17 protein-coding genes, 1 tRNA gene, 1 pseudogene and 1 riboswitch are annotated in these 17,261 nt (G+C 68.5%); of the genes and pseudogenes, 7 read left to right on the plus strand and 12 right to left on the minus strand.

Annotated features, from left to right (window positions below; translation table 11 throughout):
• Positions 1-29 precede the first annotated feature (29 nt).
• Positions 30-509 (plus strand): TrmO family methyltransferase, encoded by a 480-nt coding sequence (locus tag BU197_RS16005; RefSeq protein ID WP_188268965.1) that lies wholly within the window; start codon positions 30-32, stop codon positions 507-509.
• 140 nt (positions 510-649) lie between these two features.
• Here BU197_RS16005 and BU197_RS16010 read toward each other — a convergent pair whose 3' ends face one another.
• The gene (locus tag BU197_RS16010; protein ID WP_188268966.1) at positions 650-1,402 is read right to left on the minus strand and encodes a hypothetical protein; all 753 of its coding nucleotides are present in this window, start codon (positions 1,400-1,402) and stop codon (positions 650-652) included.
• Between the two features lie 229 nt (positions 1,403-1,631).
• Here BU197_RS16010 and BU197_RS16015 point away from each other — a divergent pair, with 229 nt between their 5' ends.
• The gene (locus BU197_RS16015) at positions 1,632-3,398 is read left to right on the plus strand and encodes a DUF262 domain-containing protein (RefSeq protein ID WP_188268967.1); all 1,767 of its coding nucleotides are present in this window, start codon (positions 1,632-1,634) and stop codon (positions 3,396-3,398) included.
• 61 nt (positions 3,399-3,459) lie between these two features.
• The gene (locus tag BU197_RS16020; RefSeq protein ID WP_188268968.1) at positions 3,460-3,762 is read left to right on the plus strand and encodes a hypothetical protein; all 303 of its coding nucleotides are present in this window, start codon (positions 3,460-3,462) and stop codon (positions 3,760-3,762) included.
• Between the two features lie 166 nt (positions 3,763-3,928).
• Here BU197_RS16020 and BU197_RS16025 read toward each other — a convergent pair.
• The 4 genes and pseudogenes from BU197_RS16025 to BU197_RS16040 all read right to left on the minus strand — a co-directional run.
• Positions 3,929-5,191, minus strand: a pseudogene (locus BU197_RS16025) (DUF445 domain-containing protein); the annotation flags it as partial.
• 18 nt (positions 5,192-5,209) lie between these two features.
• Positions 5,210-6,190, minus strand: coding sequence for an ATP-binding cassette domain-containing protein (locus BU197_RS16030; protein ID WP_188268970.1), 981 nt, complete (start codon positions 6,188-6,190; stop codon positions 5,210-5,212).
• A gap of 5 nt (positions 6,191-6,195) precedes the next feature.
• A complete protein-coding gene (locus tag BU197_RS16035) occupies positions 6,196-6,972 on the minus strand; it encodes an ABC transporter permease (protein WP_188268971.1) in 777 nt (258 codons plus the stop codon).
• 277 nt (positions 6,973-7,249) lie between these two features.
• Complete coding sequence (locus BU197_RS16040; RefSeq protein ID WP_188269006.1) at positions 7,250-8,050, minus strand: ABC transporter permease; 801 nt, start codon at positions 8,048-8,050, stop codon at positions 7,250-7,252.
• 260 nt (positions 8,051-8,310) lie between these two features.
• Between BU197_RS16040 and BU197_RS16045 the strand changes: the two genes are divergently transcribed.
• A complete protein-coding gene (locus tag BU197_RS16045; protein ID WP_188268972.1) occupies positions 8,311-10,857 on the plus strand; it encodes a transglycosylase domain-containing protein in 2,547 nt (848 codons plus the stop codon).
• 372 nt (positions 10,858-11,229) lie between these two features.
• Here the strand turns inward: BU197_RS16045 and BU197_RS16050 are convergent, their stop codons facing one another.
• The 3 genes from BU197_RS16050 to BU197_RS16060 all read right to left on the minus strand — a co-directional run bounded on the left by BU197_RS16050 (position 11,230) and on the right by BU197_RS16060 (position 12,425).
• Complete coding sequence (locus tag BU197_RS16050; protein ID WP_188268973.1) at positions 11,230-11,550, minus strand: DMT family transporter; 321 nt, start codon at positions 11,548-11,550, stop codon at positions 11,230-11,232.
• A 32-nt stretch (positions 11,551-11,582) separates the two neighbouring features.
• Positions 11,583-11,647: riboswitch (guanidine-III (ykkC-III) riboswitch) on the minus strand.
• Positions 11,648-11,701: 54 nt separating this feature from the next.
• Positions 11,702-12,040 (minus strand): GroES family chaperonin, encoded by a 339-nt coding sequence (locus BU197_RS16055; protein ID WP_056558350.1) that lies wholly within the window; start codon positions 12,038-12,040, stop codon positions 11,702-11,704.
• A 46-nt stretch (positions 12,041-12,086) separates the two neighbouring features.
• Positions 12,087-12,425: a DUF3618 domain-containing protein gene (locus BU197_RS16060; RefSeq protein ID WP_188268974.1), complete on the minus strand. Its 339-nt coding sequence runs from the start codon at positions 12,423-12,425 to the stop codon at positions 12,087-12,089.
• 143 nt (positions 12,426-12,568) lie between these two features.
• Here BU197_RS16060 and bcp point away from each other — a divergent pair, with 143 nt between their 5' ends.
• Complete coding sequence (bcp, locus tag BU197_RS16065) at positions 12,569-13,036, plus strand: thioredoxin-dependent thiol peroxidase (protein ID WP_188268975.1); 468 nt, start codon at positions 12,569-12,571, stop codon at positions 13,034-13,036.
• Between the two features lie 61 nt (positions 13,037-13,097).
• Positions 13,098-13,172, plus strand: a tRNA-Leu gene (locus BU197_RS16070).
• A gap of 65 nt (positions 13,173-13,237) precedes the next feature.
• On the opposite strand, the gene rdgB is transcribed toward BU197_RS16070, so the two are convergent.
• From rdgB to BU197_RS16090, 4 genes are all read right to left on the minus strand, one after another.
• The gene (gene rdgB, locus BU197_RS16075) at positions 13,238-13,840 is read right to left on the minus strand and encodes an RdgB/HAM1 family non-canonical purine NTP pyrophosphatase (protein WP_188268976.1); all 603 of its coding nucleotides are present in this window, start codon (positions 13,838-13,840) and stop codon (positions 13,238-13,240) included.
• Positions 13,841-13,877: 37 nt separating this feature from the next.
• Positions 13,878-14,258, minus strand: a complete 381-nt coding sequence (locus tag BU197_RS16080; protein WP_223182499.1) for a hypothetical protein — start codon at positions 14,256-14,258, stop codon at positions 13,878-13,880.
• 234 nt (positions 14,259-14,492) lie between these two features.
• Positions 14,493-15,224 (minus strand): ribonuclease PH, encoded by a 732-nt coding sequence (gene rph, locus BU197_RS16085; RefSeq protein WP_188268977.1) that lies wholly within the window; start codon positions 15,222-15,224, stop codon positions 14,493-14,495.
• Between the two features lie 87 nt (positions 15,225-15,311).
• Positions 15,312-15,545 (minus strand): glucose PTS transporter subunit EIIB, encoded by a 234-nt coding sequence (locus BU197_RS16090; RefSeq protein WP_018517946.1) that lies wholly within the window; start codon positions 15,543-15,545, stop codon positions 15,312-15,314.
• A 234-nt stretch (positions 15,546-15,779) separates the two neighbouring features.
• Here BU197_RS16090 and BU197_RS16095 point away from each other — a divergent pair, with 234 nt between their 5' ends.
• Positions 15,780-17,078: a PTS transporter subunit EIIC gene (locus BU197_RS16095; RefSeq protein WP_188268978.1), complete on the plus strand. Its 1,299-nt coding sequence runs from the start codon at positions 15,780-15,782 to the stop codon at positions 17,076-17,078.
• Positions 17,079-17,261: the final 183 nt, after the last annotated feature.

A 17,261-nucleotide genomic window follows, 5' to 3' on the forward strand; every position in this document is an offset into this window, starting at 1 on the left:
CCAGGAGGGAAGAGGGGTCAGCCGTGCCTATGCAGTTCATCGAGGTGCCAGTCATCGCCGACGTCGTGGGAGGCCATGCCGGACGTCTCGACGACTTCAAGGGCGGCGTTGAGTCGATCATCCGGCTGAGGCCAGAGTTCCCTGTCGAGACGCTGCGAGGCATCGAGGAGTTCTCACACCTCCAAGTCACGTGGTTCTTCAACCTCGGGTCCCCTGACGATGTGGCCCTCCACGCCCGCAGCCCCCGAGACAACCCCGCATGGCCCGCCACCGGCACCTTCGTGCACCACAACCATCGACGCCCGGCACGGATCGCCACCTCCTTCCCGAAGTTGCTCAGGGTGGAGGGCCTTGACCTACACGTCACAGACCTCGACGCCGACGAGGGAACGGAGGTCATCGACCTCGTCGCGGCGTTCCGAGAAATGCTCCCTCGGGGACCTGTCACCCAGCCGACGTGGCCGTCCGAGATGCTCTCGGACTACTGGCGGGGTGCTTCGGAGCGTTGAGGCGAAGCGATGCCATCCCGCTGTAGCGGATCCGGTCCCAAGTACCCATGGAGTTGGTAGGGCATCAGAGAATCCACGTGCCCCCTGGTACTCATGAGGGGGCACTCCACCATCGCCATGGTCTTATCGGGATCGAGTCGTCAGCCAACCGAACCCGACACACTCTCAACCACTTGAGTAATCTCCTTGACCACTCCGGAGCCTGCTTCAATGGCTGTCTGCAACTGCGTCGCCCCCGTGGCGAGCAGGGTTGAAGCCGCAATAAACGTGATAAACCCTCGCTTCCACCTCCCAGCGACCTGTTCATCCTGGCCGCTAACCACAGTCGATGCCTGTGCGATCGAGCCCACAACCAAGGTGGCCTCGCGGGAGATGCGAGCAGTCCCAAAGAGAGCCGCATGGTCCATCAACCACAGCAGGTGCCGAATCTGAGCCGCGATTTCCTCACGCATAGAAGGAACAAGCTCTTCATCAGGCATCTGCTCAAGCAGCTCGAGCCAATCGTTGCAGCTCTCTTTCAACGCCTCCAAATTGCTACCCACAGGCGCTGAGCAGGTACCGCGCAAGGCGCTCTGCAAGAGATCGGCTGCCGAAGCCAAGTGGTCGAGAGTTTCCTGCGTGACCAACCGGCGGGCCGGCCGGCCTGCGTCGATCCAGCTCAACTCTGGCTGAACGACAGCCGACCACCACTGTGGGAAGTAGCGCGAGTACCTACGGCGCTGAGCCTCCGGCAACGCATCAATTTGGCGAATGGTTTCAGCTAGAAGCCCTGCAACCTCGGCATGCCTTTGCGCAAAATCAGGAGACCCCCACTCCGCGTCGAGGACTTCTCCCCATCCACTTCGGAAGTCCGCAGCTCCTGACTGCCACACCCGCTCAAGAATCTCATGCAAACCGTGAGCATTCGTACTGGGAACCTGGCTCTCCATCCCCCACCCTCACAAGCGGCCATCAGTAGAGCAACGAAGTTACCACTCCACACCGAAGCGTACGCCTCTCCCCTGTTGTCACATATCGGGCGATTTCGTCATAAATCAACCACTCAACTGACACACAAGTCAGTATCAACAATGCAGTCACCGGTAAGCGAGTTAACCTCTGGGTAGACCCGGAAGGAACCGCATGGCCATCATCAAGAACGCCGCTCGCCAGACCCTCGGCCAGCTCATTGGCGCCAACAATCCGCCTGTCGTGGTACCGGACGACAGTCAGCGTCAATACGCGTGGGGGAAGCGTGAAGTAGACACGTACTGGGATGACATTCAGAAGTTCATGCGGGCGCGCAAGACAGGCAGTCCGGCTTCATCCGAGTATTTCATCGGCCCCATCGTAACAATAACCGACGACAAGATCACAACTCGGTCGCTCCTCGACGGTCAGCAGCGACTCACCACGTCAACCATTCTGATTGCGGCAATCAGAGACACACTCGGAGAAATGTCATCCACCGAGGCTCGCGTCGTAGCGAACAACATCCAGCGTGACTACATAGCGAGGCGTGACGGTCGACACTCCAACCCCCAGTACTTCCTCACTCTCTCCCTTTTTGATCGAGACTTCTTCAAGGATTACATCCAGAACTGGAATGAGACCACCGGGAGGACAACCGTCACGGAAAAATCTTCAAGACCTTCCCACACCCTCATCCAGGGTTCTTACACTTCTTTCAAAACACACATCGCACGCACTCTAGAGTCGATTCATTCGGATGAAGAGCGCCTGGATTGGCTTGACGAATTGTCCCAGTGTCTCGTCAAGGGCTTGGTTTTCGTCGAAGTGCAGACACCCACATCAAGCGATGCCAACGAAGTATTCGAGACTATAAATTCTCGCGGCAAAGACCTCTCAACCGTCGACCTTGTTCGAAATTTCCTCATGGAAAAGAGCCGAAACGGCGAGGAGAAGGAGAGGGTAAACAACGCCTGGCGATCCCTTCTCGACGGATTCGAGCGTCGCGAAGAAATCGAAAAATTCCTACGCCATTTCTGGGTGGCGCGCCATGGCGATGTTCGCTCACACAGTCTTTATACCACCATCCGAGAAGAACTCACTTCCCGATTTGAATGCATTTCACCTCGCTACGAGGTGCGTACGTTCGCGGGAGAACTCCAAAACGCCTCCACCCGCTACATCGAACTGATCACGGCAAGCACAGATTCCGAAACTCTCGATGGCTTGCTTGATGAAGTGAAGAGCCTCAGCGCTGACGCCGCCTACCCGCTCCTCCTCGCAGTCTCCGAGAAGTCCCCCTACAGCGAGATGATCCGGGTCACGCAGGCCCTCATCAGCTACTACGTTCGCTGGACGGTCGTCGGCCGTCGTGAGTCAACCCTCCTAGAAGAAAAGCTCTTCACTCTAGCGAAGAAAGTTACCTCCGGCCTCACCATTGACGCCGCCTTTGAGCAGATTGCTCAGTGGACACCTGACGATATAGCCTTTCAGGCTGACTTCGCCCAGGCTCCTATTCCCCGAAGTACACAGGCCCGCTATCTCCTCACCTTGATTGAGCAGCACCTCCGGCAAAGCGCAGGTGTCGACGATGTCGTTGTGGCCAGCACGACCGCCGTTCACATCGAGCACATCTACCCTAAGAGTCCCGAAGCTGACCTTCAGCTCGATGATCACTCTACATTGATCAACCGGCTTGGAAATCAAACTCTTCTACATGGGCGAAAGAACCGAGTCGCATCCAATAAGGCGTACCCAGAAAAAGTTGAGGCTTACGACTCCTCCTCGCTCCTCATTACACAGCAATCAGGAATCGAGCGTCTCTGGGACTTCGAACTTGGATCTTGGCGTGCCCGCGGAATCGAGGAACGCCAGGCAGATCTTGCCGAGATCGCTGTCAAGGTATGGCCGGTCGGCGACCGCAATGAGGGTGCCCATTAGTCTGCTCATACAAGGACTCGTACCCTCGTGGTGAAACTACTCGCTCCCGAAAGGCCCCGCCATGTCCTCCCTCCCCTCCCCCGCCATCGCCGCCGCCGGTCTCGTCGGGGGTTATGCCGTCGCACGGTGGACGAAGAAGCGGCCGCTCGGTGGGGTCGTGCTGGCCGGGGCCGGGGGCGTGGCCGCGTACGAGTGGCGGCGGGTCGCCGGGGGGAAGGCCGCCGCCGGGCTCGGGGTCGCCTACGTCGTCGCCTTCGCCGGGTCCCACCCGCTCGCCAGGAAGATCGGCGCCTGGCCCGCCGTCTTCTCCGTCGCCGGGGCCGTCGCCGGGGCCTCCTGGGCCGTCACCCGCGCCAAGGGCTGATCCCCGGGCGGGCCTTCCGCGCGGAGGGCTCTCCTGGGCGGGAGGCTCGCGCCGGGGGCCCGTCCCGGGCCGACGTCCGGACCGGAAGCCTCCCGGCAGGCCCTTCGTGCCACGGGCCCTCCCCGGCGGAGGCCCTGCCCGGCAACCGGTCCCCGGCGGGAGGCCCTTACGCCCCCACCCCCCGGCTCACCGTATAGATCAGCAGGCCCGCCAGCGCCCCCACCACCGTTCCGTTGATACGGATGAACTGGAGGTCTCGGCCGATGTTCGCCTCGATCTTCTTCGAGGTCTGGGTGGCGTCCCAGCCGGCGACCGTGTCGGTGATCAGGGAAGTGATCTCCGGGCGGTAGGTCGTGACCAGGTAGGCCGCCGCGTCCTCCGCCCAGCCGTCGACCTTCGACTGGAGGCGGGCGTCCGTCGACAGGCGGTTGCCCAGGGAGATCAGGGAGGCACGGGCGCGCAGGCGGAGCTGGCTGCGGTCGTCCTCGGCCGCCGCGATGATCAGGGCGCGGACCGAGGACCACGCCGAGGCGATGATGTCCTGGACCTCGGGGCGGGCAAGCAGGTCCGACTTGAGCCGTTCCACGCGCGCGCGTGTCTCCGTGTCGCCCTGGAGGTCGGCCGCGAAGTCGGTGAGGAAGCGGTCGATCGCGCCGCGCGCCGGGTGGCCCGGCGCGTCCCGCATCTCCGTGACGAAACGCAGCAGCTCCTTGTAGACGCGCTCGCCGATGCGCCGGTCCACGAACCGGGGCGTCCAGCCCGGCGCGCCGCCCTGCACCGCGTCCATCACCGAGTCCCCGTGGGTGACCAGCCAGTCGTGGGCGCGGGTGCAGATCAGGTCGACGGCCCTGCGGTGGGCGCCGTCCGCGACGACCTTGTCCAGGGTCTTGCCGATGCCCGGCGCGATCTCGGCCGCCTCCGCCCTGCGGGTGATCGCCTCCCCGACGACCGCCTGCACATCGGAGTCGCGCAGCACCGTCAGTGCCCCGCGCAGCGCCGTGGACGCCTCCGCCGTGACGCGGTCCGCGTGCGCGGGGTCCGCGAGCCAGGCGCCGAGTCTGCGGCCGATGCCCAGGGCGGCGAGCCGGCCCCGTACGACGTCGGCGGAGAGGAAGTTCTCGCCGACGAACGAGCCGAGGGACGCCCCCAGCTGGTCCTTCTTCGTGGGGATGATCGCCGTGTGCGGGATCGGCAGCCCCAGCGGGTGCCGGAAGAGCGCGGTCACCGCGAACCAGTCGGCGAGCGCGCCGACCATGCCCGCCTCCGCCGCCGCCGCGACATAACCGGCCCAGGCACCCGCGCCGGCGTTCCGCGCCCAGGTCGCCAGGGCGTAGATCACCGCCACTCCGACGAGGAGCGAGGTCGCCAGCAGCTTCATGCGGCGGACGCCTCTGCTCTTCTCCTCGTCAGCGGCCGTGTACGAAAAGCTCACCATGGACTTGACCTCCTACTTCAGGGACTCCCGGCGCTCCTCCCGAGTTCCCCCGTACATCTTCGCGATCACCGCCTCGATGTCCGGTTCCCGCACCGAGAGGTCGACGAGTGGATGCCTCGCGGCCACCGCGGCGACCAAGGGCGCCGCCGATGCGGTGGCCGGGAAGGCCAGCCACTGGCGGGGGCCCTCCGCGCGCACGAAACGCGCCCCCGGCACGTCCTCGATGGGCGGTGTCTCCCGTTCCAGGTCCACCACGAGGAGCCGTTCGCTCTCGCCGACGGCGTGCAGCCCGGCGAGCGCCCCGTCGAACATCAGCCGCCCGTGGTCGATCACCATGACCCGGGAGCAGAGCTGCTCGATGTCCGTGAGGTCGTGCGTGGTGAGCAGCACCGTCGTGCCCCGGCTGCCGTTCAGCTCGCGCAGGAATTCGCGGACCCGTGTCTTGGAGACGACGTCCAGGCCGATCGTCGGCTCGTCCAGATAGAGCACCTCCGGGTCGTGCAGCAGCGCCGCCGCGATGTCGCCGCGCATCCGCTGCCCCAGGGAGAGCTGGCGTACGGGCACGTCGAGCAGGTCCCCGAGTTCGAGCAGTTCCACACAGCGGGCCAGGTTCTCCCGGTAGCGGGCGTCGGGGATGCGGTACATGCGGTGCATCAGGCGGTACGAGTCCTTCAGCGGCAGGTCCCACCAGAGGGTCGTGCGCTGCCCGAAGACCACACCGATCCGCTGGGCGAGCCGGGTGCGTTCGCGCGCGGGATCGATGCCCGCGACCCGCAGCCTGCCTCCGCTGGGGGTGAGGATGCCGGTGAGCATCTTGACGGTGGTCGACTTCCCGGCGCCGTTGGGGCCGATGTAGCCGACCATCTCCCCGCGCCCGACGGTGAAGGTGATCCCGTCGACCGCGCGGACCTCGCGCCGTTCCCGGCGGAAGGGGCCCGTCCTGCGGCGGACCGTGAACGTCTTCTCCAGGGCTTCCAGCTCGATGAACGTCACGGTCCTCAGCTTCCTGTCGATCGGTACGAACGGACCCCGGCCCGCCAGGCGAGCGCGGCGAGCCCGCAGCAGACCGCCGCGACCAGCGGGGCGGCGAAAGCCGCTCCCTCCGGCACCCCCGGCGGGGCGGGGCGGCCCAGCAGACGGAGGGCGGGCAGCCAGCTCACGAACGCCAGCGGCACCACGTACACCACTCCCCGTACCAGCTCCTGCGCGAAGACGGACGGCGGATAGCCGAGGAGGGTGTTCCCGCCGTACGTGAAGGCGTTGGTCACCTCCGCCGCGTCCTGCATCCAGAACAGCGCCGAGCCGCCGAGCACCATCAGCGCGGAGAAGATCACCGCCCCGCAGACCACCGTCACCGGCAGCAGCAGCACCTTCACCGGCGTCCACTCCAGATCGAGCAGACAGAGCCCCCAGATCAGCACGGCCATGCCCTGGAGGAAGCGGCCGAAACGGCGCAGCGCGAACTTGTCCGCCGCCACCTGTGCGAGCAGTGGCGCCGGACGCATCAGAAAGGTGTCCAGGGAGCCGTCCCTGACCCGCCGCCCCATCCGCTGGATCGAGCCCATCGTCAGATCCGCGATCCCGAACGACGTGCCCGCGAGCCCGTAGAGCAGCGCGACCTCGGCGAACGCGAAGCCACCGAGCCCGCGCACCTGGCCGAACATCAGGAGGATCACGACGAAGTCGAAGAAGGTGACGCAGCCGCTGACCGCCAGCGTCAGCGCGAAGGACGCCGGATACGCCATCGTGGAGCGGATCCACATCCCCGCCACCATCCGGTACGTGCTCCAGGAGCCGACCGGCGGACCGTACGCGCGCGGGGAGGAGGAGCCGGTTTCGCCGGGGGCGTATGGATAGTGGCTCTCTCTGTCTCCGGGGGTGTATGGATAGCGGCCCTCTCCATCCTCCGGGCCGTATGGATAGCCGCTCTCTCTATCCCCCGGGCCGTATGGATAGCCGCCCTCCCCATCCCCCCGGCCGTATGGGCAGCCGCCCTCCCCATCCCCGGCTCCGCATGGATGGCGGCTCTCCCTCTCCGTGTCCGTCCCCTCCTCAGCCACCCTGGACCACCACCTTCCGTGTCGCCGCCGCCTGTGCCGCCCGTCCCGCGCCGAGCAGGACGAGGGCCCAGCAGCCCTGGAAGGCGTACGCCCCCGCCAACTCCCAGCCCTCGTACCGGCCCAGGTACACATCGGCGGGCACCTGGAGGAGCGCCGCCCAGGGCAGGGCTCTGGCGACCTCGCCTAGCGCGCCGGGGAAGACGTTCAGCGGGAGCAGCATCCCGGAGAAGAACAGGCCGCTCAGCCAGGCCAGCTGGGAGACGCCCTGCCCGTCGAGCAGCCAGAACGCGCTCATCGCGACCAGGTACCAGATCGCGAAACCGACCGTGGCGCCCAGGACCACGGCCACCAGGAAGGCAAGCCAGGTGCCGGGGCCGGACGGCAGCGTGAAGCGGAAGACGAGCCAGCCGACCACCATCGGGGCGACGCCCCGGCCGAGCAACTGGTAGGCGCACCGGCCCGCGTTGGCCGAGAACCACCAGGTCTGGAGGTCGGCGGGGCGGTAGAGGTCCACCGCGATGTCCCCCGTCCTGATCCGCTCGATCAGCTCCTCCTCGAAGCCGCCGCCCATCAGTCCGCAGACGGTCAGCAGGGCCTGGCCGAGCCAGACGTAGGCGAGGGCGTCGTCCGCCGTGTAGCCGCCCAGGTGCGGGCGCTCGGACCACAGGGCGAGGTAGGTGTAGGAGATGACGAGGCCGAAGACGCTGTTGGTGAAGACGCCCGCCGCCGTCGCCACCCGGTAGGTGGCATGGCGCCGGAATCCGCCCGCGGCCACCGTCGCGTACAGCCGCAGCATGCTGCTCCCCTTTCCGGTTCGCGGGCCGCAGCACCGCGGAGACGCCGAAAAAGCCGAAGCGCCCGACCTTAGCGACGGGGCCGGGGGGCCGCGACCGGATTTCCCGTCACGTCCGGTCGGGTCCGGTCACGTTCGGTCGGATCACGTTCGGTCGAGTCACGTCCGGTCGGGCCGAAGGAGTCCAGGGGAACTCAAGGAACCGTCATATTCGGGTCGCAATCCAGACTTTCGAGACAAGAGGGGCAATATGGGTTGCCATGCCGCCTTCCTCCGATACGAGTGCCCCCGACGGCCCCCGGCCGGTCCCCGCGCCCGGCTGGGAGCCGAGGGACCCCACCCTCGCCGCTCCCCCGCCCCCCGCCCCGAGACGCCGACCCCTCCGGCGGACCCTGCGCGTCCTGCTCGGCGCGTTCCTCCTCGGGACGCTGCTGCTCGTCGGCGCCTTCGTCGCGGGCTATCTCCTCGTGGAGATCCCGCCCGCCAACTCGGCGGCCGTCGCCCAGTCGAACGTCTATCTGTACCGCGACGGCAGCACCCTCGCCCGGGACGGCGAGGTCAACCGCGAGAACGTACGGCTCGACCGCGTCCCGCCCGCCCTCCGGCAGGCGGTCCTCGCCGCCGAGGACCGCGACTTCCACACCTCGCGGGCGGTCGACCCCAAGGCGATGCTCCGCGCCGCCTGGAACACCGTCACCGGCAAGGGCCGCCAGTCCGGCTCCACCATCACCCAGCAGTACGTCAAGAACTACTACCTGGGCCAGGAGCAGACCCTCAGCCGCAAGGTGAAGGAGTTCTTCATCGCGATCAAACTGGGCCGCGAGAAGAGCAAGGAGGAGATCCTCCAGGGCTATCTGAACACCAGTTACTTCGGCCGCAACGCCTACGGGGTCCAGGCCGCCGCCCGCGCCTACTACGGCAAGGACGTCGAGCGGCTCGACACCGCCGAAGGCGCGTACCTCGCCTCCCTCCTCAAGGCGCCCAGCGCCTACGACGTCACCACCCACCCCGAGAACCGCGCCACGGCCGTCGCCCGCTGGGATTACGTCCTCGACGGCATGGTCTCCGAGGGCTGGCTCGCCCCCGCCGCCCGCGCGGCCCTCCGCTTCCCCGCCCCCCAGACCGCCCGCCCCTCCACCGGACTCTCCGGCCAGCGCGGCTATCTCGTCCACGCCGTCGCCGACTTCCTGACCGGCCATGGCGTCGTCGACGAGAAGACCCTCGCCCGGGGCGGTTTCCGGATCACCACCACGCTCGACCCGGCCAAGCAAGAGGCGCTCGTCGACGCCGTAGAGGAGCGGGTCGTCTCCCGGCTCGACCCGACGCGCTTCCCCGCCGACCGGAACGTGCGCGTAGGGGCGGCGGCGGTCGACCCGGCCGACGGCAAGGTCCTCGCCATGTACGGCGGCGTCGACTACACCCGGCAGTACGTCAACAACGCGACCCGCCGTGACTACCAGGTCGGTTCCACTTTCAAACCCTTCGTCTTCACGGCGGCCGTGCAGAGCGGCGCCCAGACCCAGCGGGGCGAGCCGATCACCCCGTACACCGTGTACGACGGGAACAACCGGCGCCCGGTGGAAGGCTGGAACGGCAGCCCGTACGACCCCTCCAACGAGGACGACCGGAGCTACGGGGAGATCCCGGTGGGCACCGCCACCGATCTCTCTGTGAACACGGTTTACGCGCAGATGGCGGTCGACGTCGGTCCCGGGCACGTCCGGCGCACCGCCGTCGCCCTCGGCGTGCCCGGCTCCACACCCGACCTCACCGCCTCCCCCTCCATCGCGCTCGGTCCCGCCACCGCCAGCGTCCTCGACATGGCCACCGCGTACGCCACTCTCGCCGCGCACGGCCGGCACGGCGCAGCCACCCTGGTCGAACGGGTCGTCAAGGACGGGCAGGAGCTGCGGTCGCCGAAGGTCGGAACCCGGCAGGCGGTCAGCAGGGAGGCCGCCGACACGACCACGGCGATCCTGCGGAGCGTCGTCGACACGGGCACCGGGAAGGCCGCGCGGAGCGCCGGACGCCCGGCGGCGGGCAAGACCGGCACGGCGGAGGACGACAAGGCCGCCTGGTTCGCCGGGTACACCCCGGAACTCGCGACCGTCGTCGCGCTGATGGGCCAGGACCCCGAGTCGGGCCACCAGGAGCCGCTGTACGGGGCGCTCGGGCAGCGCCGGATCAACGGGGGCGGGTTGCCCGCCGAGATCTGGGCCGCCTTCACCCGGGAGGCACTGGCGGAGGACCCGCCCCAGGACTTCGACCTCCGGCTGATGCCGGGGGCGGAGGGGATGACGGCACGACAGGAGGGACCCGGGGGGCCGTTCGGTCCGTACGGCCCGTTCCGGCCGGGAGGCCCGGCGGGCGGGACGGACGGGGCGGCGGATTCGCCTGTGACGGGAGAGGCGGGACCGCAGGCGGGGAGACGGCCGGGGTCGGGCCCGGGAGCGGGAACGGGCCCCGGGGGAAGGCCGGGCCCCGGACCGGGTCCGGGCGCGGGATGGGGGCCGGGACAGGGACAAGGTCCGGGAGGAGGCCCGGTTCCCGGATCGGGTACGGGACCAGGATCGGGCACGGAGCCGGGTACCGGTTCGGGCGCGGGACCGGGTACGGGATCAGGATCGGGTACGGATCCGGGGCCAGGCACGGGGCCGGGTACGGGCGCGGGTCCCGGGGCGGCCCCGGGGGCGGGCGGCGGCGCGGAGGCGGGGCCGGGGCGGGACGCGGAAGCCGCGCCGCCCGACCCCTGGCCGTCCTTCGCCCCCGGCCCGCCCGGCGGCCCGCAGCCGCCCCGGGGCCCGTAGGGCCGGTGAGCGGCTGGCGAACGACCGGGTGAGCGGCTGGAGGGAGAAACGGCGAGCGGCCGACGAGCGACCGGGCGGGCGGCCGGGTGAGCGGCCAGGGGAGAAACGGCGAGCGGCCGACGAGCGACCGGAGGCGCAAACGGTGAACGGCCGGGTGAGCGACCGGTGCGGGCCGCCCGGACGGAAGGCCCAGGCCAGGGCCACCCAGGTCAGGCCGCCCCGGTCAGGGCCACCCAGGTCAGGCCACCCCGGTCAGGACCACCCAGGTCAGGCCACCCCGGTCAGGACCACCCAGGTCAGGCCACCCCGGTCAGAACCCCGTGCCAAGTCCCCACGCGGCAACCCTGCGTTCAGGCCCCGCAGTGACCCCGGTCAGTGCCCCGAGGTCGCCTTCAGGCCGACCACGGCGACCAGGAGCAGGGAGACGAAGAAGATCCGGGCGGCGGTCACGGGCTCGCCCAGGATCACCATGCCGAGTACCGCCGCGCCCGCCGCGCCGATGCCGACCCAGACGCCGTACGCCGTGCCGATGGGCAGCGTCTTGGCCGCCTGGGAGAGCAGGACCATGGAGGCGACGATGCCGAGACCGGTGAAGACACTGGGCCAGAGCCGGGTGAAGCCGTCGGTGTACTTCATCCCGATCGACCAGCCGACTTCGAGCAGACCCGCGATGATCAGAAGAACCCAGGCCATGACGACGACACCTCCGAGAGACGGAAAACAGGGATGCGTCGTCTTGTCGGGATCCCGGTACGGCGCGTCTCGTCGGGTGGAATCAGGCTAGCAAAGAACGGCGACGGGCCCTGGTGACACTGGTCACCAGGGCCCGTAGGGTGCTTCGCTCTTACAAATAGAGGCCGGTCGAGTCCGAGGTCCCCTGGAAGCGGTCGGCGGCCACCGCGTGCAGATCGCGCTCCCGCATCAGGACGTACGCGGTTCCGCGCACCTCGACCTCGGCGCGGTCCTCGGGGTCGTACAGGACCCGGTCGCCGATCTCCACGGTCCGGACGTTCTGGCCGACCGCGACGACCTCGGCCCAGGCCAGCCGACGGCCGACGGCCGCGGTCGCCGGGATCAGGATGCCGCCACCGGAGCGCCGCTCCCCCTCCGGGGAGTCGGTACGGACCAGGACCCGGTCGTGCAGCATCCGGATGGGCAGCTTGTCGTGCGTGTTCTCGCTCACGGAGTGAACCTACCCGTCCGGGCGTGACGCCCGTGGCCGGGAGGCGTCATCCCTTGCCCTCGCGGGAGGACGACTCCTTACGCGAGGAGGACACGAGGAGTCCGACGACGGCCACGGCGACGAGCGCGGCGGGCAGCACGCGGTCCATCCGGGGGGCCCCGTCCTCATGGGTGAAACGTGCCTTCACATCCGAGACGACGCGGTTGACGGCGACGAAGGCGCGTCCCGCGGTCTGGTCGACCGTCGAGGCGACCTTTGCCTTCGCGTCGCCGATGATCGTCTTGGGGTGCACCCGCATGCCGATCTCGTCGAGAGTGACGGCGAGCTGCTCGCGCCGGCGGACGATGTCCGCCTCGATCTGCGCAGGGGTCCTGGCGTCCGACACCGCGCTGCCTCCGTAGTCGTGATCCGGTCGTCGACCGGTTCGTGATCGGTCCTTGTGGACAGTCTGTCAGCTCTGTCGCCGTCGGGCCGTCCCCGACCCCCATTAGGCTCTCATCGCGTACGCGAACAATCCCGAGGAGAGCCATGAGCGAGCGACTAGAGCCCGGCGACACCGCCCCCGCCTTCACCCTGCCCGACGCGGACGGCAACGAGGTCTCCCTCGGCGACCACAAGGGCCGCAAGGTCATCGTCTACTTCTACCCGGCGGCGCTCACCCCCGGCTGCACCAAGCAGGCCTGCGACTTCACGGACAACCTGGACGTCCTCGCGGCGGCGGGCTACGACGTCATCGGCGTCTCGCCGGACAAGCCGGAGAAGCTGGCGAAGTTCCGCGAGAAGGAGAACCTCCGGGTCACCCTGGTCGGCGACCCGGAGAAGAGCACCCTGGAGGCGTACGGCGCCTTCGGCGAGAAGAAGCTGTACGGCAAGACGGTGACGGGTGTCATCCGCTCCACGATCGTCGTCGACGAGGAAGGCAAGGTCGAACACGCCTTCTACAACGTGAAGGCCACCGGCCATGTCGCCAAGATCATCAGGGACCTGGGCATCTGATCACGAGGTGTCGCGATGGGGCAGACCCGTTTCCCTCGGGGCAGTAAGGTAGTCGCCGTCTGGGCCCGTACCCCAGCTGGCCAGAGGGCGCCGGTTTAGGTCCGGTGTGTCGTGGGTTCGAGTCCCACCGGGCCCACGTCGACGGGCGCGGCTCCCTCCGGGGGCCGCGCCCTTTGCCGTCGTCGTACCGGCCGCCGGACCTCAGCCCAGCAGCTCCCGTACCACCGGCACCAGCGCGCGGAAGGCCTTGCCCCGGTGGCTGATGGCGTTCTTCTCCGCCGGGGTCAGTTCGGCGCAGGTGCGGTCGTAGCCGGTGGGCTGGAGGATCGGGTCGTAGCCGAAGCCGTTGGTGCCGGCCGGGGCGGAGCGGAGGGTGCCTTCCATCCGGCCCTCCACCACGCGTTCCGTGCCGTCCGGGAGGGCGAGGGCCGCCGCGCAGGCGAAGTGGGCGGCGCGGTGTTCCTCGGCGATGTCTCCCAGCTGGGCGAGGAGCAGGTCCAGGTTGGCGCGGTCGTCGCCGTGGGTGCCGGACCAGCGGGCGGAGAAGATGCCGGGTGCTCCGTTGAGGACGTCGACGCAGAGGCCCGAGTCGTCGGCGACGGCGGGCAGGCCGGTGGCCTGGGCCAGCGCGTGGGCCTTGAGCAGGGCGTTCTCCGCGAAGGTGACGCCGGTTTCCTTGACGTCGGGGATCTCGGGGTACGCGTCCGCGCCGACGAGTTCGAGGTCGAGGCCCGCGTCGGCGAGGATCGCGTGGAGTTCGGTGATCTTGCCCGCGTTGCGGGTGGCGAGGATCAGACGGGTCATGCCCCGATTATCCCGAGGCGTCCGTCCCGGAGTGCGTTCACCCCGGGGTGCAGACCTTGGCCACTTCGCCGGCCGCTTCGGTGATGGGGGTGATGTCGGGGGTGGCGTCGCCGTTCTTCACGGCGGTACGGACGCTGTCGACGCCCTTGGTGAGGTCGTCGACCGCCTTGGCGAGGTCGGCGTTGTCCGTGGTGTCCTTGAGTTTGCCGAGTTCCTCGGAGATGGAGTTCAGCGACTCCTCGATCCGCGTCGGGTCGTTCGAGGCGTCGGAGACGGCCTGTTGGAGATGGTCGACGCTGGTGGCGATCGCGTCGGCGGTCTTGACGCAGTCCATGGCGGTGTCGAGGGCTCCGCAGCCGCTCAGGACGGTGGCGAGTGCGACCGCCGTGGCCGCGGCGAGTGCGAGACGGCGCTTCAAGTCGGGTCCTCCCCCGGTGCGTGACGCCCGCACCGGGCGTCGGATGCGGGCGCACGGATCGTAGCCGCGCGCCCGCTTTTCCGACAGGACGCCGTCGGGGGACCGGCGGTTGCCCCGGCGCGTACCCCTCGGCGCGTACCTCCCGGGCACGCGCCGCCGGGGCCTGCCGCCAGGGCCTGACGTCGGGACCTGCTGTCAGGACCGGTCGTCAGGACCTGTCGTCAGGACCTGTCGTCAGAGCGTGCCTTCGAGGGCCTTGCGCTGGATCTCGGCGAGGTCGGCGCAGCCGCCGGAGGCGAGGTCGAGGAGGGCGTTGAGTTCCTCGCGGTCGAAGGGCTCGGCCTCGGCGGTGCCCTGGACCTCGACGAAGCGTCCGTCGCCGGTGCAGACGACGTTCATGTCGGTGTCGGCGCGGACGTCCTCCTCGTAGCAGAGGTCGAGGAGGGGGGTGCCGTCGACGATGCCGACGGAGACGGCGGAGACGGTGCCGGTGAGGGGCTTGCGGCCGGCCTTGACGAGCTTCTTGCCCTGGGCCCAGGCGACCGCGTCGGCGAGGGCCACGTACGCGCCGGTGATGGCGGCGGTGCGGGTGCCGCCGTCGGCCTGGAGGACGTCGCAGTCGAGGACGATGGTGTTCTCGCCGAGCGCCTTGTAGTCGATGACGGCGCGCAGGGAACGGCCGATGAGGCGGGAGATCTCGTGGGTCCGGCCGCCGATCTTGCCGCGGACGGATTCGCGGTCGCCGCGGGTGTTGGTGGCGCGGGGGAGCATGGAGTACTCGCCGGTCACCCAGCCCTCGCCGCTGCCCTTGCGCCAGCGGGGGACGCCTTCGGTGACGGAGGCGGTGCAGAAGACCTTGGTGTCGCCGAAGGAGACGAGGACGGAGCCCTCGGCGTGCTTGCTCCAACCGCGTTCGATGGTGACGGGGCGGAGCTGTTCGGGGGTACGGCCGTCGATACGAGACATGCGACGAGCGTAGCCGTACGGCACGAGGGGCCCGTTCCGGCGACGGAACGGGCCCCTCGGTGTGCTGGGGCAGCCGGGCGCGGCTGCTTACATCATGTCTTCGATGTCCGCGGCGATCGGGTCCGCGTCGGTGCCGATGACGACCTGGATGGCGGTGCCCATCTTGACGACGCCGTGGGCGCCGGCGGCCTTGAGGGCGGCCTCGTCGACCTTGCTCGGGTCGATGACCTCGGTGCGCAGACGGGTGATGCAGCCCTCGACCTCTTCGATGTTCTCGATGCCGCCGAGGCCGGCGACGATCTTCTCAGCCTTGCTGGCCATGTGTCTCTCCCTGTCCGTTCCGTTCGCGAAACGCGAATCTCGGCGCACCTGCGGTCCGCTTTGTCACGGTAACCCACGGTTGGCCCAACTTCACGAGCGAGTGCCGCCGTTCTGCCGAATGATGACGATCAACGGCGGCCTGTCCTCTGTGGGCTCCCGGAGCCTATCGCAAGTGGTCTACACCAGTTCACAACGAGACGCGGACCCGGCTTGTTCCGGACAGGAAGGACGCCGATGAGTACCGAAAGCGCTGCGGCGGGGCGGAAGAAGTCCTGGGGCGGCGGACTCTTCCAGGGGCTCCAGAAGATGGGCCGGAGCCTTCAGCTGCCCATCGCCGTGCTGCCCGCCGCCGGCATCATCAACCGGCTCGGGCAGCCCGATGTCTTCGGCGCCGAAGGTCTCGGCTGGGACGACATCGCCAAGGTGATGTCCGGCGCGGGCGGCGCCCTGCTCGACGGCAGCCTCGGGCTGCCGCTGCTGTTCTGCATCGGCGTCTCGATCGGCATGGCGAAGAAGTCGGACGGTTCGACCGCGCTCGCCGCCGTGGTCGGCTTCCTCGTCTACTACACGGTCCTGCGCCAGTTCCCGAAGGACTGCCCGACCGGCACGAAGGACGTCGGGGGCGGCTGCCTGGGCGCGGCCGACACCTTCGCCGGGTACACGTACCAGAACCCCGGGGTCTTCGGCGGCATCCTGATGGGCCTGTTCGCCGCCTATCTGTGGCAGCGGTTCCACCGCACCAAGCTGGTCGACTGGCTCGGCTTCTTCAACGGGCGCCGCCTCGTCCCGATCATCATGGCCTTCGTCGGCATCGCCTTCGCCGCGCTCTGCCTGTGGATCTGGCCGCCGATCGGCGACGCCCTGGAGAGCTTCAGCGACTGGCTGGTCGGGCTCGGCGCCTGGGGCTCGGGCATCTTCGGCGTCGCGAACCGCGCCCTGCTCGTGATCGGTCTGCATCAGTTCCTGAACGTGCCCGTCTGGTTCCAGTTCGGTTCGTTCACGAAGCCGGACGGCACGGTGGTCCACGGTGACATCAGCATGTTCCTCGCGGGCGACCCGAACGCGGGTCAGTTCACCTCGGGCTTCTTCCCGATCATGATGTTCGCCCTCCCGGCGGCGGCGCTCGCGATCACCCACTGCGCCAAGCCGCACCGGCGCAAGGAGGTCGGCGGTCTGATGCTCTCGGTGGCCCTGACCTCGTTCGTCACCGGCATCACGGAGCCGCTGGAGTACTCGTTCCTCTTCATCGCGCCGCTGCTCTACGCGATCCACGCGGTGCTCACGGGTGTGTCGATGGCGCTGACCTGGGCGTTCGGCGTGAAGGACGGCTTCAGCTTCTCGGCCGGCCTGATCGACTACCTGATCAACTGGAATCTGGCGACGAAACCCTGGCTGATCATTCCGATCGGTCTCGGATTCGCGATCGTGTACTACGTGATCTTCCGGTTCGCGATCATCAAGTTCAATCTGCCGACCCCGGGGCGCGAGCCCGAGGAGGTGGAGAAGGAGATGGAGCGTGACAACGTCAAGTGACCCGGCGCCCTCCCGGCCATAAGGCCGCTTGACTTCCCGCAGTACGACCATCCGATCTACCGCCGTACGGCCGCCCGCCCGCAGGGCTTTCGGCCCTGCGCGCACGGCCCCCGGAAGGCCCCTGGACCCCAGTGTCCAGGGGCCTTTCGTCGTTCGTCACGAACGGTGACCACACCTCGGAAA

The sequence above is a fragment of the Streptomyces sp. CBMA291 genome, from assembly GCF_014596525.1.
Taxonomy (GTDB): Bacteria; Actinomycetota; Actinomycetes; order Streptomycetales; family Streptomycetaceae; genus Streptomyces.

What these genes read in the sequence shown, in the direction of transcription:
- BU197_RS16035 (WP_188268971.1), bottom strand. Translation starts at nt 6,972, where the DNA reads ATGGTGGCGGGGATGTGGATCCGCTCCACGATGGCGTATCCGGCGTCC.
- BU197_RS16090 (WP_018517946.1), bottom strand. Translation starts at nt 15,545, where the DNA reads ATGGCCAGCAAGGCTGAGAAGATCGTCGCCGGCCTCGGCGGCATCGAG.
- BU197_RS16095 (WP_188268978.1), top strand. Translation starts at nt 15,780, where the DNA reads ATGAGTACCGAAAGCGCTGCGGCGGGGCGGAAGAAGTCCTGGGGCGGC.
- BU197_RS16020 (WP_188268968.1), top strand. Translation starts at nt 3,460, where the DNA reads ATGTCCTCCCTCCCCTCCCCCGCCATCGCCGCCGCCGGTCTCGTCGGG.
- BU197_RS16050 (WP_188268973.1), bottom strand. Translation starts at nt 11,550, where the DNA reads ATGGCCTGGGTTCTTCTGATCATCGCGGGTCTGCTCGAAGTCGGCTGG.
- BU197_RS16015 (WP_188268967.1), top strand. Translation starts at nt 1,632, where the DNA reads ATGGCCATCATCAAGAACGCCGCTCGCCAGACCCTCGGCCAGCTCATT.
- BU197_RS16045 (WP_188268972.1), top strand. Translation starts at nt 8,311, where the DNA reads ATGCCGCCTTCCTCCGATACGAGTGCCCCCGACGGCCCCCGGCCGGTC.
- rdgB (WP_188268976.1), bottom strand. Translation starts at nt 13,840, where the DNA reads ATGACCCGTCTGATCCTCGCCACCCGCAACGCGGGCAAGATCACCGAA.
- rph (WP_188268977.1), bottom strand. Translation starts at nt 15,224, where the DNA reads ATGTCTCGTATCGACGGCCGTACCCCCGAACAGCTCCGCCCCGTCACC.
- bcp (WP_188268975.1), top strand. Translation starts at nt 12,569, where the DNA reads ATGAGCGAGCGACTAGAGCCCGGCGACACCGCCCCCGCCTTCACCCTG.
- BU197_RS16005 (WP_188268965.1), top strand. Translation starts at nt 30, where the DNA reads ATGCAGTTCATCGAGGTGCCAGTCATCGCCGACGTCGTGGGAGGCCAT.